Raw genomic sequence first — 16,755 nt, forward strand, 5'->3', positions numbered from 1 at the left:
TCCCTCGGCACGCCGGTCCGGGAGAGTAATGCGGAAGCCTGCCTGATCAGGCGGCCCGTCCGGCCATTGGACGCTCGTACGGGCGGAGGGCCCTCCCGGCTACCCTGGCGGAGTGCGCCTTCCACAAGAAGGGCGCAAAGCCGACAGCCGTCGCACTCCAGGGAGCACTACATGGCCTCGTTGCCGACCCCTTCCGCCGTCCCCGCCGACAGCCGCGCCCGGGCCGAAGCCCTGCGCGAAGCCCTCGCCACCCGTGTCGTGGTGGCCGACGGTGCGATGGGCACGATGCTCCAGGCCCAGGACCCGACCCTTGAGGACTTCCAGAACCTCGAGGGCTGCAACGAGGTCCTCAACGCGACCCGCCCGGACATCGTCCGCTCCGTCCACGAGGCGTACTTCGCCGTGGGCGTCGACTGCGTGGAGACGAACACGTTCGGTGCGAACCTCACGGCCCTGGGCGAGTACGACATCGCCGAGCGCATCACGGAACTGTCCGAGGCCGGTGCCCGCATCGCCCGCGAGACGGCGGACGAGTTCGCCGCGCGCGACGGCCGGCAGCGCTGGGTGCTCGGCTCGATGGGTCCCGGCACCAAGCTGCCCACCCTCGGCCACACCACCTTCGCCGCCATCCGTGACGCCTACCAGCAGAACGCCGAGGGCCTGCTGGCCGGCGGCGCCGACGCGCTGCTGGTGGAGACCACCCAGGACCTGCTGCAGACCAAGGCCTCCGTCCTCGCCGCCCGCCGGGCGATGCAGACGGCAGGGTACGACGTCCCGCTGATCGTGTCGGTGACGGTGGAGACCACCGGCACGATGCTGCTCGGCTCTGAGATCGGCGCCGCGCTGACGGCCCTGGAGCCCCTGGGCATCGACATGATCGGCCTCAACTGTGCGACCGGGCCCGCCGAGATGAGCGAGCACCTGCGCTACCTCTCCCGGCACTCCCGCAGCCGGCTGTCCTGCATGCCCAACGCCGGCCTGCCGGTGCTGACCAAGGACGGCGCCCACTATCCGCTGAGCGCGCCGGAGCTGGCCGACGCGCAGGAGACCTTCGTACGCGACTACGGCCTCTCCCTCGTCGGCGGCTGCTGCGGCACCACCCCCGAGCACCTGCGCCAGGTCGTCGAGCGCGTCCGCGAGCTCACGCCCACCGAGCGGCAGCCGCAGCCCGAGCCGGGCGCCGCCTCGCTCTACCAGACCGTGCCGTTCCGCCAGGACACCTCGTACATGGCGATCGGCGAGCGTACGAACGCCAACGGCTCGAAGAAGTTCCGCGAGGCGATGCTGGAGGGTCGCTGGGACGACTGCGTCGAGATGGCCCGCGACCAGATCCGCGAGGGCGCGCACATGCTCGACCTGTGCGTCGACTACGTGGGCCGCGACGGCGTCGCCGACATGGAGGAGCTCGCCGCACGCTTCGCGACCGCCTCCACCCTGCCCATCGTCCTCGACTCCACCGAGGTCGACGTGATCCGGGCGGGCCTGGAGAAGCTCGGCGGCCGCGCGGTGATCAACTCCGTCAACTACGAGGACGGCGACGGTCCCGAGTCCCGGTTCGCCAAGGTCACGGCGCTGGCGCAGGAGCACGGCGCGGCGCTGATCGCGCTGACCATCGACGAGGAGGGGCAGGCCCGCACCCCGGAGAAGAAGGTCGAGATCGCCGAACGGCTGATCGACGACCTGACGACGAACTGGGGCATCCACGAGTCGGACATCCTCATCGACACCCTGACCTTCACCATCTGCACCGGTCAGGAGGAGTCCCGCAAGGACGGCATCGCCACGATCGAGGCGATCCGCGAGCTCAAGCGCCGCCACCCGGACGTGCAGACCACCCTGGGTCTGTCCAACATCTCCTTCGGCTTGAACCCGGCCGCCCGCATCCTGCTGAACTCCGTCTTCCTGGACGAGTGCGTCAAGGCGGGCCTCGACTCGGCGATCGTGCACGCGTCGAAGATCCTGCCGATCGCCCGGTTCGACGAGGAGCAGGTCACCACCGCCCTCGACCTGATCTACGACCGCCGCTCGGAGGGCTACGACCCGCTGCAGAAGCTCATGCAGCTGTTCGAGGGCGCCACGGCGAAGTCGCTGAAGGCCGGCAAGGCCGAGGAGCTGGCGGCCCTGCCGCTGGAGGAGCGCCTGAAGCGGCGGATCATCGACGGCGAGCGCAACGGCCTGGAGGCCGACCTCGACGAGGCGCTCCAGGAGCGCCCGGCCCTCGACATCGTCAACGAGACCCTGCTCGACGGCATGAAGGTCGTCGGCGAACTGTTCGGTTCCGGCCAGATGCAGCTGCCGTTCGTGCTGCAGTCCGCCGAGGTCATGAAGACCGCGGTGGCCTACCTCGAGCCGTACATGGAGAAGTCGGACGCGGAGGGCAAGGGCACCATCGTTCTGGCCACCGTGCGCGGCGACGTCCACGACATCGGCAAGAACCTGGTCGACATCATCCTGTCCAACAACGGCTACAACGTCGTGAACCTGGGCATCAAGCAGCCCGTCTCCGCGATCCTGGAGGCCGCCGAGGAGCACAAGGCCGACGTCATCGGCATGTCCGGTCTTCTCGTGAAGTCCACGGTGATCATGAAGGAGAACCTGGAGGAGCTCAACCAGCGCAAGCTGGCCGCCCAGTACCCGGTCATCCTCGGCGGTGCTGCGCTCACCCGCGCCTACGTGGAGCAGGACCTGCACGAGATCTACGAGGGCGAGGTCCGCTACGCGCGCGACGCCTTCGAGGGCCTGCGGCTGATGGACGCCCTGATCGCGGTCAAGCGGGGCGTGCCCGGAGCGGCCCTGCCGGAGCTGAAGCAGCGCCGCGTGCGGGCGGCCACCGTCCAGGTCGAGGAGCGTCCGGAACAGGGTGCCGTCCGCTCGGATGTGGCGGTCGACAACCCCGTCCCCACGCCGCCGTTCTGGGGCACCCGGGTCATCAAGGGCATCCAGCTCAAGGAGTACGCCTCCTGGCTCGACGAAGGCGCCCTGTTCAAGGGCCAGTGGGGCCTGAAGCAGGCCCGCACCGGTGACGGACCGACCTACGACGAACTGGTGGAGACTGAGGGACGGCCGCGGCTGCGGGGCTGGCTGGACGAGCTCCAGACCAAGAACCTCCTCGAAGCGGCCGTGGTCTACGGCTACTTCCCGTGCGTGTCCAAGGACGAGGACCTGATCATCCTCGACGAGCAGGGCAACGAGCGCACCCGCTTCACCTTCCCGCGTCAGCGCCGCGGCCGGCGGCTGTGCCTGGCGGACTTCTTCCGCCCGGAGGAGTCCGGCGAGACCGACGTGGTCGGCCTGCAGGTCGTCACCGTCGGCTCGCGGATCGGGGAGGAGACGGCGAAGCTGTTCGCGTCGGACTCCTACCGCGACTACCTCGAACTGCACGGCCTGTCCGTCCAGTTGGCGGAGGCTCTGGCCGAGTACTGGCACGCGCGCGTGCGTTCGGAGCTGGGCTTCGCCGGTGAGGACCCCGCCGACATGGAGGACATGTTCGCGCTGAAGTACCGCGGCGCCCGTTTCTCGCTCGGCTACGGAGCCTGCCCCGACCTCGAGGACCGCGCCAAGATCGCCCAGCTCCTCGAGCCCGAGCGGATCGGTGTGCAGCTGTCGGAGGAGTTCCAGCTCCACCCCGAGCAGTCCACCGACGCCATCGTCATCCACCACCCGGAGGCGAAGTACTTCAACGCGCGGTAGCACGCACAGCCACCCGCGCAGCCACCGCTGCGGTGCTCGCGCACGCCCTGCGGTCCTCTGCGGACGATCGCGACCACGCGCGCCCTGTGAGTGACCGGCTACCTGCTGCGAGTACCCGCAGGGCATGCGGTGACGCGCGCGAAGAACCTCACAGAGCGCCCACCGCGGACGAGTCGTACACTGGTCGATCCAGTGCAGGCCGGTTCCCCCCTGGGAACCGGCCTTCTCGTCCCTCATGGAGGTGTGCGCGGATGACGAGTACGGTCCCCGTAGTCGGTACCCGTTCGGCCGATGGCTCCGCCCTGCAGGCCGTACTCCTGGACATGGACGGAACCCTGGTGGACACCGAGGGCTTCTGGTGGGACGCCGAGGTCAAGGTCTTCGCGAGCCTGGGCCATGTGCTGGACGAGTCATGGCGCCACGTGGTCGTCGGCGGGCCCATGACGCGCAGTGCCGGATTCCTCATCGAGGCCACCGGTGCCGACATCACGCTCCCGGAGCTCACCGTGCTGCTCAACGACGGGTTCGAGGAGCGCCTGAACGGCAGACTGCCGCTGATGCCGGGCGCCGCCCGGCTACTCGCCGAACTCGCCGCGCACGAGGTGCCCACAGCCCTGGTCTCCGCGTCCCACCGGCGCATCATCGACCACGTCCTGGACTCGCTCGGGCGGGAGAACTTCGCACTGACCATCGCCGGGGACGAGGTGGAGCGCACCAAGCCGTACCCGGACCCCTATCTGCTCGCCGCCGCCGGCCTGCGTGCGGACCCGGCCCGATGCGCCGTCGTGGAGGACACCGCTACCGGCGTCGCCGCCGCCGAGGCCGCGGGCTGCCGGGTGGTGGCCGTCCCCTCGGTGGCCCCGATCGCCCCGGTCGCGGGACGCACGGTGGTCACCTCGCTCGAAGAGGTCGACCTGCCTTTTCTCCAGGGTCTGATGTCGCTCAACTGACCGCACGGCTCGCCAGGAGCAAGCGGATGGCGGCCGATGAAGCCGAACCGTGATGCCGGGTGGCCGAAAACAGACTCTCACCAGTGCTCTTGAGGTTGTGACGTTTGCCACGCGATGCAGGGGTCGACAGGCCTCTGCGGTTATGCCGAAGCGCTGATCGAAGTGAGCACGCGAGTAGTGTTGTGTCCTATTTGTTCGGCACCGGATGAAAGCTCCCTGTGGCGGGTTTTCGGTGTGTCCACACCCGGTGCCGCTGCGTGATGAGCCCTCAACTCCGGCTCCGGCGGGCCGCGCTGTGCCGCGCACTAATGTCGACGCGAGAACATCGCCGTACAGGTTCCTGCCGCGTCAGCACCCACCCCCGTTGCCGGCGGCGGCAAGGACATTGAAAGCTCTGGAGAACTTCGAGCATGAACCGCAAGATCCTGGTTCTGGCGGCCGTCACCGGCCTGCTCGCCCCCGCACTCGCCGCCTGCGGCGGCTCCGGCAGCGGAGGCGGCGACGGCAAGGCGATCGTCGTCGGCACCACCGACCGGTTCAGCGCTTCGGACGCGGCGCCTGCGCCCCTCGACCCGGCCTACGCCTACGACGTCGGCAGCTGGAACATCCTGCGGCAGACGCTGCAGACCCTGATGGCCCTGCCGCGCGGCGACGGCGAGCCGGAGCCCGAGGCCGCCGAGCAGTGCGGATTCAGCGACAACGGCAACGAGCGCTACGCCTGCACCCTGCGCAAGGGCCTGAAGTTCGCCGACGGCACCCCGGTCACCGCCGCGGACGTGAAGTACTCCATCGACCGCGTACGCGCCATCAAGAGCGACAGCGGCGTCTCCGGTCTGCTGTCCAGCATCGACACCGTCGAGACCAAGGGCGACCGCGAGGTCATCTTCCACCTCAACACCGCAGACGCCACCTTCCCGTACAAACTGGCCACCCCGGCCGCGGGCATCGTCAACCCGAAGGACTACTCCAGGACCAAGCTGCGCGACGGGTTCCAGGTCGACGGCTCCGGTCCCTACACCGTCGAGGTCGAGACCAGGAACAACGAGCTCGTCAAGGCGGTGTTCACCAAGAACCCCGAGTACAAGGGCGAGTTGACGCCGCAGAGCGAGAAGGTCGAGATGCAGTCGTTCGACAGCGCCGACGCCATGGGCGCGGCGCTGAAGAAGGGCGACATCGACATCATGACCCACACCATGTCGCCCGAGCAGATCAAGCAGTACTCGGGCGGCGGCGGGGACAGCGACATCAAGCTCGTCGAGATGCCGGGCCTGGAGATCCGCTACCTGGGCTTCAACACCGACGCCCCGCAGGTCCGGAACAAGGCCGTCCGGCAGGCGATGGCACAGATCATCGACCGCGGTGAGATCGCCTCGGAGGTCTACGGCACGTCCGCCGAGCCGCTGTACTCGCTCGTACCGGCCACCATCACCGGCCACGCCAACTCGTTCTTCAACAAGTACGGCGACCCGAGCCCCGCAAAGGCCCGCACGATTCTGGCCAAGGCGAACATCACAACGCCGGTGAAGCTGACCCTGAACTACACGACCGACCACTACGGCCCGGCCACCAAGAAGGAGTTCGAGCTGCTGCAGAAGCAGCTGAACGACAGCGGCCTGTTCGACGTCGGCATCAAGGGCGAGAAGTGGACGACCTTCCGCCCGAACGAGTCGAAGGGCACGTACGCGGTCTACGGCATGGGCTGGTTCCCGGACTTCCCGGACGCCGACAACTTCCTTGCGCCGTTCCTCGACAAGGACAACTTCCTCGGCTCCCCGTACGCCAACTCCACGATCCGCAAGCAGCTGATCCCGGCCTCGCGCCGGGAGGCCGACCGCCTCGCCGCGAGCGACAGCCTTGAGGAGATCCAGAACATCGTCGCCGACGACGTCCCGGTGCTGCCGCTGTGGCAGGGCAAGCAGTACATCGCGGCCCGCGACGACATTCAGGGCACGGAGTGGGCCCTCAACTCCTCTTCGACCCTTCAGCTGTGGGAGCTCAGCCGCGGCATGAGCGACTGACCCGGCCGTAACGCAGGCCAAAGCTCCCTTCGGAGAACGACGACAAGGCACACGTAGGTGAAAATGCGCAACCAGTGGCTGGTCCCGCCCCTCAGCGCGGGGCTGGCCGCCGCCCTGTTGACCGGCTGCGGCAACTCCCAGGACGGCGCCTCGGCCGGCGAAGGCGAGGCCGTCGTGATGGGAATGTCGGACGACGTCCTCGCCACCGACCCGGCGTCCGGCTACGACCCGGGCTCGTGGCTGCTGTTCAACAACGTCTTCCAGTCGCTGCTGAGCTTCCCCAAGGGCGCCACGGAGCCCTCTCCCGAGGCCGCAAAGGAGTGCGGCTTCAGCGACACCGCCACCAAGGTCTACAAGTGCACCCTGCGTGACGGCCTGACGTTCAGCAACGGCAACGCGCTCACCTCGGAGGACGTCAAGTTCTCCTTCGACCGCATGATGAAGATCGACGACGACGCCGGCCCGGCGATCATGTTCCCCATGCTCGACAAGGTCGAGACACCGGACGCCAAGACCGTCGTCTTCAAGCTCAAGTACGCCGACGCCACCTTCCCGAGCAAGATCGCCTCCGGCGCCGGCTCGATCGTGGACCACCGCGAGTACAAGGGGAGCAGCCTGCGCACCGACGGCAAGGCGGTCGGCTCGGGCCCCTACAAGCTCGACTCGTTCAACAAGACCGAGGCGGTCTTCTCCGTCAACCCGGAGTACAAGGGCACCGCCGAGGTCAAGAACTCCGGGATGACCATCAAGTTCTTCCACGGAGACCAGACCGCCCTGAAGAAGGCGCTGCTGAACAACAAGATCGACCTTGCCTACCGTGGACTCGCCGCGCAGGACATCGCCGACATCCAGACGAACACCTCCGGCAAGAGCGACGGCATCGAGGTCGTCGAAGGCTCCAGCGCCGAAGTGCAGCACCTGGTCTTCAACATGGACGACCCTGTCGTCGGCAAGCTCGGCGTCCGCAAGGCCATCGCCTACCTCCTCGACCGGGAAGCGCTGGTCAACGAGGTGTACGAGGACACCGCAGCACCGCTCTACTCGATCATTCCGGCCGGCATCGGCGGCCACAACACCGCCTTCTTCGACACCTATGGCGCCCGGCCGCAGCCCGAGAAGGCCAAGGAGGCGCTGCGCGCCGAGGGCATCACGGGCAAGGTGAAGCTGACGCTGTGGGCGACCCCCTCGCGCTACGGCCCGGCCACCGTGCAGGAGTTCAAGGCGATCGCCAAGCAGCTCAACGCCAGCGGACTGTTCGACGCCGACGTCAAATCGGTCGAGTACGACACGTACGAGAAGGACATCGCGGCCGGCAAGTACGGCGTCTATGTGAAGGGCTGGGTGCCGGACTACCCCGACCCGGACAACTTCACGCAGCCCTTCTTCGGCGACGGCAACGTCCTCGACAACCGCTACGAGAACAGCACGATCACCGGGAAGATCATTCCCCGCACGGCCGCGCAGAGCAACCGCACCGCGACCGACAGGCAGTACGCCCAGCTCCAGGACATCGTGGCCAACCAGCTGCCGGTCATCCCCGTGTGGCAGGCCAAGCAGTACGCCGTCGTCCACGACCGCGTGTACGGCCTGGAGAACTGCCTCGACGCGTCGACGGTCTTCCGGTTCTGGGAGATCAGCAAGGGCTGATCGGCAAGGGCTGTGCCGGTACGCAGTGGGTGCTGTACAGCGAGGGCCGCTCTCGAAAGGGCGGCCCTCGGTGTCTCGGGTGGCTGGGGCCCGGTGAGCCCGGGAGCCTACTGGGCGCCGGGCCGGACCAGACCGCTCTCGTACGCGTACACCGCGGCCTGGACGCGGTCGCGCAGGCCCAGCTTGGTGAGCACATGCCCTACGTGCGTCTTGACCGTGGTCTCGCTCACGAACAGCTCCGCGGCGATCTCGGCGTTGGAAAGGCCCCGGGCCACCAGCTTCAGCACCTCGACCTCGCGCTCGGTCAGCGTGTGCAGCGTGTCCGGCACCGGCTCGTCACCCGACGGGAGATGCCCGGCGTACTTGTCGAGCAGCCGGCGCGTGATGCTCGGCGCGAGCATCGCCTCACCCGCCGCGACCACCCGGATCGCCTGGACCAGCTCGTTCGCCGGGGCGTCCTTGAGCAGGAAGCCGCTGGCGCCCGCCCGCAGTGCCTCCACCACATACTCGTCGAGGTCGAAGGTGGTGAGGACGAGGACCTTCGCCGGCCCGTCCCGGCCGGGCCCGGTGATCTGCCGGGTCGCCTCGACACCGTCCATACGCGGCATACGGATGTCCATCAGGACCACATCGGGCTGCAGAGCACGGACCTGGTCGAGCGCCTGCAGGCCGTCCCCGGCCTCGCCGACGACCGCGATGTCCTGCTCGGCCTCCAGAATCATCCGGAACCCGGTGCGCAACAGCGGCTGGTCGTCGACCAGTAGGACGCGGATCGCCACGTGATTCTCCTTCGCTAGCCCGGCCCCATTCTGCCCTGCGCCGCGCCGCCTTCCCCGGGCGCCCTGGAGGGTGGCTGATTGCCGTCGGCGCCCGACGCCGCGGCCGGAGTGAGGTGCCCGTCCGCCTGGGCGGTACCGCCTGAGAGGGGGCGGCTGCCGGCGTCGGATGCGCCGACGGATCCAGCCGCGGCCACCGGGACCTCGTCACCGACGGGTCCGACCGGATCGACCGGTAGGCGGTCGCCGCCGGCCGCGCGCGTCCTGATCGGAAGCGGATACGGCGGGGGAGTACCGCCGAATTCCGGACAGAACGCCTGGTGGTCGCACCAGCCGCACAGCTTCGTGGGCCGCGGCCGCCAGTCGCCCGTCTCCGTGGCCAGCCTGATCGCGTCCCACAGCGCCAGCAGCTTGCGCTCCACACGCTCCAGATCCGCCATGACCGGGTCGTACGTCAGGACGTCACCGCTGCCCAGGTAGACCAGCTGCAGGCGGCGCGGCACGATGCCTTTGAGGCGCCACACCACCAGGGCGTAGAACTTCATCTGGAACAGGGCACCCTCCGCGTACTCGGGGCGGGGGGCCTTGCCCGTCTTGTAGTCGACGATCCGGACCTCGCCCGTGGGCGCCACGTCGACGCGGTCGATGATGCCGCGGAGCTTCAGCCCCGACTCCAGGGAGGCCTCCACGAAGAGCTCGCGCTCGGCGGGTTCGAGGCGGCTCGGGTCCTCGAGCGAGAACCACCGCTCGACGAGCGCCTCGGCCTCGGCCAGCCAGCGGGCCAGCCGCTCGCCCGCCGCCTGCTCGTCGGCGTCGGCGAAGAGCTCCGCCAGCTCCGGTCTCGCCTCGCGCAGCCGGTCCCACTGGCCGGGGATCAGCGACTTCGCGCGAGGCGCCGTACGCTCGGCTGCAGGGGCGTCGAACAGCCTCTCGAACACGGCGTGCACCAGGGTGCCGCGCGTGGCCGCCTCGCTCGGCTTCTCGGGCAGCCTGTCGATCACCCGGAACCGGTAGAGCAGCGGGCACTGCATGAAGTCGCCGGCACGCGAGGGCGACAGCGACGCCGGGGGCCCGGCAGCCACGGCAGAGGGCGCGGGCGCCGCGGCACCGTCGGAGCTGGTTTCCATGACGACAGACCTTACGGCCCGCCACTGACAGTGCCGTACCGCAAGCCCTGTACCCGCATCCGTACCGCCCGGCAACCCGGGCGGAGAGAGGGGGAGTCGAGGCGGAACGTGCAAGAGCGGCCGCATACCATCGACGAGCAGACCCACTCGCCCTGCATGACCGCGACAGGCGACAGCAGGAGTGAGGGACGCTTCGAACGAGGGGACACCGTGGACGAGAGCGGCGGGCGCGGACAGCCGCGGTCGGGCAACAGCGAAGCGGACGAGCGCCGCATCGTTCCGTCACGCCCGGACGGCGCCGACGCCCGGCCCGAGCGGCCGGTACCGCCCGCGGGCACCGGGGACGACGCCTCGCCCGCGCCTTCGACCCGGCCGGGTCCTTCGGCTCAGGACGCGCCTTCGGGCCCGTCCTCCCCTTCCGGCTCCGAGACGCCGAGCGACGACCAGGCCGGGCAGGCGGGGCGCGGGGTGGCGGACCAGACGGGGCCCACCGCCGCCACGGACCGGCCGAGCGACGCCTCCGGCGAGCGCCAGAGCGACGGCGGCACGGGACAGGTCACCAAAGCCGGTACGGCGGACCCGGACTCGCAAGAAGGGGCCCCTGCGGAGCCGCACCCCAGCGGGCCCGGCGAGCCCTCGGACGTCGGACCCGCAAGGTCTTCGGGCGGGGCGGCAGCGGAGCGGCAGGCCGGTGACCGTGAGGGTGGCCGTAATCACGCCGACGGGCCTGCCGGATCTCCGGCCGGCGATCCCGGGTCCGCGGGCCGGCCGGGAGGCCAGGGACCGCAGACGGGACCCGGCCAGGGCGGGCCGGGAAAGCCGCCGCGGGGGCCCGGCGGCGGGCTGCTCATGGGACGGCCCTTCGGCGTGCCCGTCTACGTCGCCCCCAGCTGGTTCCTCGTCGCGGCCCTGATCACCTGGGTCTTCGGCGGACAGCTCGACCGTGTGCTGCCGGAACTCGGTGCCGCCCGCTATCTCGTCTCCCTCTTCTTCGCGGTCGCCTTCTACGCGTCCGTACTCGTCCACGAGCTGGCCCACACGGTCGCGGCGCTCCGCTTCAAACTGCCCGTACGCCGCATCCAGCTGCAGTTCTTCGGCGGAGTGTCCGAGATCGAGAAGGAGTCCGACACACCTGGCCGCGAGTTCGTCCTGGCCTTCGTCGGGCCGCTGCTCTCGCTCGTGCTCGCCGCGGTCTTCTACGCCGGCATGCAGACCGTCGAGCCGGGCACCGTGCCGGGCGTGCTCCTCGCGGGCTTGATGATCTCCAACCTGATCGTGGCGGCCTTCAACCTCCTCCCCGGGCTGCCCCTGGACGGCGGCCGCATGCTGCGCGCCGTCGTCTGGAAGATCACCGGCAAGCCCATGAGCGGTACGGTCGCCGCGGCCTGGGTGGGCCGCGCCCTGGCGATCTCCGTACTCGTCGGGCTGCCGATGCTCACCCAGTCCGGAACCCTCGGCTCCGGCGCCGAGGAGATCAGCGGCATGGACACCGTCACGGACGCCCTGCTCGCCGCGATCCTCGCCGCGATCATCTGGACCGGCGCCGGCAACAGCCTCCGGATGGCCCGGCTCCGCGAACACCTGCCCGAGCTGCGCGCCCGCACCCTGACCCGGCGGGCCGTCCCGGTCACCACCGACACCCCGCTCTCCGAGGCCCTGCGTCGCGCGAACGAGGCGGGAGCCCGCGCCCTCGTCGTGGTCGACGCGCACGGCGACCCGCTCTCGGTGGTGCGCGAGGCAGCCATCGTCGGCGTGCCCGAGCACCGCAGGCCCTGGGTCGCGGTCAGCGGTCTGGCACAGGAGCTGACCGACGGCATGCGGGTCTCCGCAGAGCTCGCCGGCGAGGAACTCCTCGACGCGCTGCGCGCGACACCCGCCACCGAGTACCTGGTGCTCGAGGACACCGGGGAGATCTACGGAGTGCTGTCCGCGGCCGACGTCGAACGGGCCTTCGTCAAAGCGATGGCCCGGACGCCCTCTTCTTAGGGCTCGGTGCACCTCCGGGGCGCAAGAGCCTGTGTCGTGGGTCGCCCGGGCCCGCGCCCCCTCATGGTCAGCGGCCCCGGCCAGGACCGGTAGGCTGGTCACATGTCCGAACCGACCGGTGCCGCCCGCAGGCGCGGGCCCTTCAAGGTCGGGGACCAGGTACAGCTGACCGACCCCAAGGGCCGCCACTACACGTTCACGCTCGAGGCCGGGAAGAACTTCCACACCCACAAGGGGTCCTTCCCGCACGACGAGCTGATCGGCGCTCCCGAGGGCAGCGTTGTCCGCACCACGGGGAACGTCGCCTATCTCGCGCTGCGCCCCCTGCTCCCCGACTACGTCCTGTCCATGCCCCGCGGCGCCGCCGTGGTCTACCCCAAGGACGCGGGGCAGATCCTCGCCTTCGCCGACATCTTCTCCGGCGCACGCGTCGTCGAAGCGGGCGTCGGCTCCGGCTCGCTCAGCAGCTTCCTGCTGCGCGCCATCGGCGACCACGGCATGCTGCACAGCTACGAGCGCCGCGAGGACTTCGCCGACATCGCCCGGCAGAACGTGGAGCGCTACTTCGGCGGCCCGCACCCCGCCTGGCAGCTCACCGTGGGCGACCTCCAGGACAACCTGACGGACACCGACGTCGACCGCGTCATCCTCGACATGCTCGCCCCCTGGGAGTGCCTGGAAGCCGTCTCCAAGGCGCTCGTCCCCGGCGGCATCCTCTGCTGCTACGTGGCGACCACCACCCAGCTCGCCCGGACCGTCGAGTCCATCCGCGAGATCGGCTGCTTCAACGAGCCGACCGCCTGGGAGACGATGATCCGCAACTGGCACATCGAGGGCCTCGCCGTCCGCCCCGACCACCGGATGATCGGCCACACCGGCTTCCTGCTCACCGCCCGCCGCCTCGCCGACGGCGTGGAGCCCCCCACGCGCCGGCGCCGCCCGGCGAAGGGCGCCTACGGCGAGGACTACGCCGGACCGAACGCCGACGGAGGCATGGCCCGCTGACGCACGGGCCGTCGACCGCACGACTCAAGGGCCGCCGCACCGACACAGCCGGCGGCCCTTCGTCGGCCCTCCGTCGGCCCGCGCCCCTGGACCTGCGTCCCGCACGCCTCCCACCACGGGGCGCGCAGGACTCAACCCCAGCGCACCAGGCCCAGCACGCCGCACCCGAGTGACGAGGACCCGCGAAGCGACCCCTCGAAGAAGAGCCGCAAGGAAGCCCCCGCACACCAGGCCACCGGGCGGCACTTCAACGGACAAGCACTTCAACGGACACAGCCCTCCGCCGAGTTCCCGCGCACCGTCCGAGAACTCGTCCGTGAGGCCTTTTGCTTGATGTGTCGCCAGCTCCACCGGACCCCGCCGTTCCGCCGCAGTGTGAGGTATGGCACCATGCTGGCCACCCCCACCGGCACAGCCCTCACAGGAGACGCTCCTAGTGCAGCAATCCGCCGTCCCGGAACTGGCACACACCCAAACCCGCCCGATCCACTGGGTGGCCACCGCCACCGCCCTCGCCGCAGTCGTCGCGGGCTCCTCCTTCTTCCAGACCGAAGCCGCCACCGCCGCCCAGCCGGAAACCCGCCACTCCACCGCGGCCCACGCCCCGGACCCGGCCACCGTCGACTTCGGCCTCAACTGCGGCTCCGCCAAGACCGTGGTGCAGAAGAAGGCGTCCGGGGACCTCGACGGCGACGGCAGCCCCGAGACCGTCGCCGTGGTGCGCTGCGACGCGGGCTCGGGCACCCCGCCCAACGGCGTCTACGTGATCACGCAGCCCACCGACGCGCACGCCGCCCCCCGTGTCGTGGCCACACTCGTCGACCCCAAGGACCGCCTCACCGTCTCCGACTTCGCCGTCGAGCACGCAGCCGTCACCGCCACCCTGCTCGGCTACTCGTCGCCCGACGTACCCAGTTGCTGCCCCGACCTGCAGCAGAGAGCCAAGTGGCAGTGGAAGAACGGCGCGTTCATCCGCTCCACACCCGCAGGCGCGCAAGGCGCCTGACCCAACGGCGGCGACGGCAGCACGCCCAACACCGCCCCGCCGCCGACCCGCGGCGCACAGCCGGCCCGGCCGCGGCCGCGCACAGGCGCACAGGCGCACAGGCACCCACAGAGAAAATGTGACGCATCAGACACAGCAAAAGGGCCCGGGCGGTGACACCACCGCCCGGGCCCCTCGCTTTCATGGCGCTGCGCAGCTGCGCCGTCACTCAGCGTCCGGGCCGTACACCTCTACCCTGTCCGAAATGCGGCGTACATGAATGCACTCACCCGGGCATTCCCTGGCCGAGTCGGTCACATCCCGCAGAAGCGGCAGCGGAACGGGCGTTGCGGCCCCCGGAGTCTGCAGAAGCTCATCGGCAGAGCTCTTCACATAGGCCAGACCATCGATGTCCAGCTCGAAGACCTCCGGTGCATACTGGGCGCAGATCCCGTCGCCGGTGCACAGGTCCTGGTCGATCCAGACCTCCAGAGCCTCACTGCCGGCGGCCGCCTCGTCCTGCACGGTCATATCTCCTGCCATTTCCCTTCGCCGAGACCACCGGCCCCCCTAGCAAGTCGGGCCAGGTCTGACGGGTGTTGAACGCTCCGACGATACAACCGCCCGCTTTCCGATGTTGTTGGGTGGGTATTCCCCTGGCGTGAAGGGCAGCGCAAGGGTGAAGATCGGACACACCCCGACCGTCTTTGTGATCTAGGGGTTTCAATCGACACCCACCCAGGTAGGGTCTGGAAGCGTCCAGCTCCCTTTGGAGGAGGTGAGGACCGTGGCAGCCCACGACGACGACATCAACCGCGGCATCCGCCCGGGTCGAGGGTCCGACGACCCTGCCGGTCAGATTGCCTATCTCGAGCAGGAAATCGCCGTCCTGCGCCGCAAGCTCGCCGACTCTCCGCGCCATACGAGAATTCTCGAAGAGCGGATCGTCGAGCTGCAGACCAACCTGGCCGGCGTGTCCGCACAGAACGAGCGGCTCGCGAACACGCTCCGTGAGGCCCGAGACCAGATCGTGGCCCTCAAGGAGGAGGTCGACCGGCTCGCACAGCCGCCGGCCGGCTTCGGTGTCTTCCTCACGGCGAACGAGGACGGCACCGCTGACATCTTCACCGGCGGCCGCAAGCTCCGGGTGAACGTCAGCCCCAGCGTCGAGCTCGACGAGCTCAGGCGCGGCCAGGAAGTCATGCTCAACGAAGCGCTCAACGTGGTCGAAGCCATGGAGTTCGAGCGCGTCGGGGACATCGTCACCCTCAAGGAGATCCTCGAGGACGGCGAGCGCGCCCTGGTGCTCGGGCACACCGACGAGGAACGGGTGGTACGGCTCGCCGAGCCGCTGCTGGACGTCACCATCCGCCCCGGCGACGCCCTCCTGCTCGAACCCCGATCGGGCTACGTCTACGAGGTCGTGCCCAAGAGCGAGGTCGAAGAACTGGTCCTCGAAGAAGTCCCGGACATCACCTACGAGAAGATCGGCGGCCTCGGCGGCCAGATCGAGCTGATCCGGGACGCGGTGGAGCTCCCCTACCTCTACCCCGACCTCTTCAAGGAGCACGAGCTGCGCCCGCCCAAGGGTGTCCTGCTCTACGGCCCGCCCGGCTGCGGCAAGACACTCATCGCCAAGGCCGTCGCCAATTCCCTTGCCAAGAAGGTCGCCGAGGTGACCGGCCAGCCCGCCGGAAAGTCGTACTTCCTGAACATCAAGGGCCCCGAGCTCCTCAACAAGTACGTCGGCGAGACCGAGCGCCACATCCGCCTGGTCTTCCAACGAGCACGCGAAAAGGCCAGCGAGGGCACACCCGTCATCGTCTTCTTCGACGAGATGGAATCCCTCTTCCGCACCCGGGGCTCCGGCGTCAGCTCGGACGTGGAGAACACCATCGTCCCCCAGCTGCTCGCCGAGATCGACGGCGTGGAAGGCCTCGAGAACGTCATCGTCATCGGCGCCTCCAACCGCGAAGACATGATCGACCCCGCGATCCTGCGCCCCGGGCGCCTGGACGTGAAGATCAAGATCGAGCGGCCGGACGCCGAGGCGGCGAAGGACATCTTCGCCAAGTACCTCACCGAACGCCTCCCCCTGCACGGCGACGACCTGGCCGAACACGGCCATGACAAGTCCGCCACCGTGCACGGCATGATCCAGTCCGTCGTCGAGCAGATGTACGCCGAATCCGAGGAAAACCGCTTCCTCGAGGTCACATACGCCAACGGCGACAAGGAAGTCCTCTACTTCAAGGACTTCAACTCCGGCGCAATGATCGAAAACATCGTCGGACGCGCCAAGAAAATGGCCATCAAGGCCTTCCTCGAACAAAACCAGAAAGGCCTCCGCGTCTCCCACCTCCTCCAGGCATGCGTGGACGAGTTCAAGGAGAACGAAGACCTGCCGAACACCACAAACCCGGACGACTGGGCACGCATCTCCGGAAAGAAGGGCGAACGGATCGTCTACATCCGCACCCTCGTCACCGGAAAACAGGGCGCAGACACCGGACGCTCCATCGACACAGTGGCAAACACCGGTCAGTACCTCTAAAAGACAGGACGGCTGCG

11 protein-coding genes are annotated in these 16,755 nt (G+C 69.2%); 8 read left to right on the forward strand and 3 right to left on the reverse strand.

The features are described 5' to 3' along the window. The first annotated feature begins 171 nt into the window (after positions 1 to 171). The 4 genes from metH to ACWD4J_RS06380 all read left to right on the forward strand — a co-directional run bounded on the left by metH (position 172) and on the right by ACWD4J_RS06380 (position 8,305). Entirely contained in the window at positions 172 to 3,690 is a 3,519-nt protein-coding gene (gene metH / locus ACWD4J_RS06365; RefSeq protein ID WP_451394154.1) for a methionine synthase, read from the forward strand. A gap of 251 nt (positions 3,691 to 3,941) precedes the next feature. Continuing rightward, positions 3,942 to 4,640, forward strand: coding sequence for an HAD-IA family hydrolase (locus ACWD4J_RS06370; RefSeq protein ID WP_451394155.1), 699 nt, complete (start codon positions 3,942 to 3,944; stop codon positions 4,638 to 4,640). Between the two features lie 410 nt (positions 4,641 to 5,050). Next, entirely contained in the window at positions 5,051 to 6,658 is a 1,608-nt protein-coding gene (locus tag ACWD4J_RS06375; protein ID WP_451394156.1) for an ABC transporter substrate-binding protein, read from the forward strand. A 57-nt stretch (positions 6,659 to 6,715) separates the two neighbouring features. Beyond that, positions 6,716 to 8,305, forward strand: coding sequence for an ABC transporter substrate-binding protein (locus ACWD4J_RS06380; protein ID WP_451394157.1), 1,590 nt, complete (start codon positions 6,716 to 6,718; stop codon positions 8,303 to 8,305). Between the two features lie 107 nt (positions 8,306 to 8,412). Here ACWD4J_RS06380 and ACWD4J_RS06385 read toward each other — a convergent pair whose 3' ends face one another. Both ACWD4J_RS06385 and ACWD4J_RS06390 read right to left on the reverse strand, forming a co-directional pair. Next, positions 8,413 to 9,084: a response regulator transcription factor gene (locus tag ACWD4J_RS06385; RefSeq protein ID WP_351290111.1), complete on the reverse strand. Its 672-nt coding sequence runs from the start codon at positions 9,082 to 9,084 to the stop codon at positions 8,413 to 8,415. Positions 9,085 to 9,098: 14 nt separating this feature from the next. Next, entirely contained in the window at positions 9,099 to 10,208 is a 1,110-nt protein-coding gene (locus ACWD4J_RS06390) for a RecB family exonuclease (protein ID WP_451394158.1), read from the reverse strand. Between the two features lie 156 nt (positions 10,209 to 10,364). On the opposite strand from ACWD4J_RS06390, the gene ACWD4J_RS06395 reads away from it, so the two are divergent. From ACWD4J_RS06395 to ACWD4J_RS06405, 3 genes are all read left to right on the forward strand, one after another. Continuing rightward, complete coding sequence (locus ACWD4J_RS06395; protein ID WP_451394159.1) at positions 10,365 to 12,194, forward strand: site-2 protease family protein; 1,830 nt, start codon at positions 10,365 to 10,367, stop codon at positions 12,192 to 12,194. A gap of 102 nt (positions 12,195 to 12,296) precedes the next feature. Next, the gene (locus tag ACWD4J_RS06400) at positions 12,297 to 13,199 is read left to right on the forward strand and encodes a tRNA (adenine-N1)-methyltransferase (protein WP_451394160.1); all 903 of its coding nucleotides are present in this window, start codon (positions 12,297 to 12,299) and stop codon (positions 13,197 to 13,199) included. 436 nt (positions 13,200 to 13,635) lie between these two features. Next, positions 13,636 to 14,205 (forward strand): hypothetical protein, encoded by a 570-nt coding sequence (locus tag ACWD4J_RS06405; protein ID WP_451394161.1) that lies wholly within the window; start codon positions 13,636 to 13,638, stop codon positions 14,203 to 14,205. Between the two features lie 204 nt (positions 14,206 to 14,409). Here the strand turns inward: ACWD4J_RS06405 and ACWD4J_RS06410 are convergent, their stop codons facing one another. Continuing rightward, a complete protein-coding gene (locus ACWD4J_RS06410) occupies positions 14,410 to 14,715 on the reverse strand; it encodes a ferredoxin (protein WP_451394162.1) in 306 nt (101 codons plus the stop codon). Positions 14,716 to 14,971: 256 nt separating this feature from the next. Here ACWD4J_RS06410 and arc point away from each other — a divergent pair, with 256 nt between their 5' ends. Then, complete coding sequence (gene arc / locus ACWD4J_RS06415) at positions 14,972 to 16,738, forward strand: proteasome ATPase (protein ID WP_451394163.1); 1,767 nt, start codon at positions 14,972 to 14,974, stop codon at positions 16,736 to 16,738. Positions 16,739 to 16,755: the final 17 nt, after the last annotated feature.

Source organism: Streptomyces sp. NPDC002577, from assembly GCF_053594815.1.

Excerpts from the sequence above, each read along its gene's own strand:
- ACWD4J_RS06410 (WP_451394162.1), bottom strand. The coding sequence starts at position 14,715 with ATGACCGTGCAGGACGAGGCGGCCGCCGGCAGTGAGGCTCTGGAGGTC.
- ACWD4J_RS06395 (WP_451394159.1), top strand. The coding sequence starts at position 10,365 with ATGACCGCGACAGGCGACAGCAGGAGTGAGGGACGCTTCGAACGAGGG.
- ACWD4J_RS06370 (WP_451394155.1), top strand. The coding sequence starts at position 3,942 with ATGACGAGTACGGTCCCCGTAGTCGGTACCCGTTCGGCCGATGGCTCC.
- metH (WP_451394154.1), top strand. The coding sequence starts at position 172 with ATGGCCTCGTTGCCGACCCCTTCCGCCGTCCCCGCCGACAGCCGCGCC.
- ACWD4J_RS06390 (WP_451394158.1), bottom strand. The coding sequence starts at position 10,208 with ATGGAAACCAGCTCCGACGGTGCCGCGGCGCCCGCGCCCTCTGCCGTG.
- ACWD4J_RS06375 (WP_451394156.1), top strand. The coding sequence starts at position 5,051 with ATGAACCGCAAGATCCTGGTTCTGGCGGCCGTCACCGGCCTGCTCGCC.
- ACWD4J_RS06400 (WP_451394160.1), top strand. The coding sequence starts at position 12,297 with ATGTCCGAACCGACCGGTGCCGCCCGCAGGCGCGGGCCCTTCAAGGTC.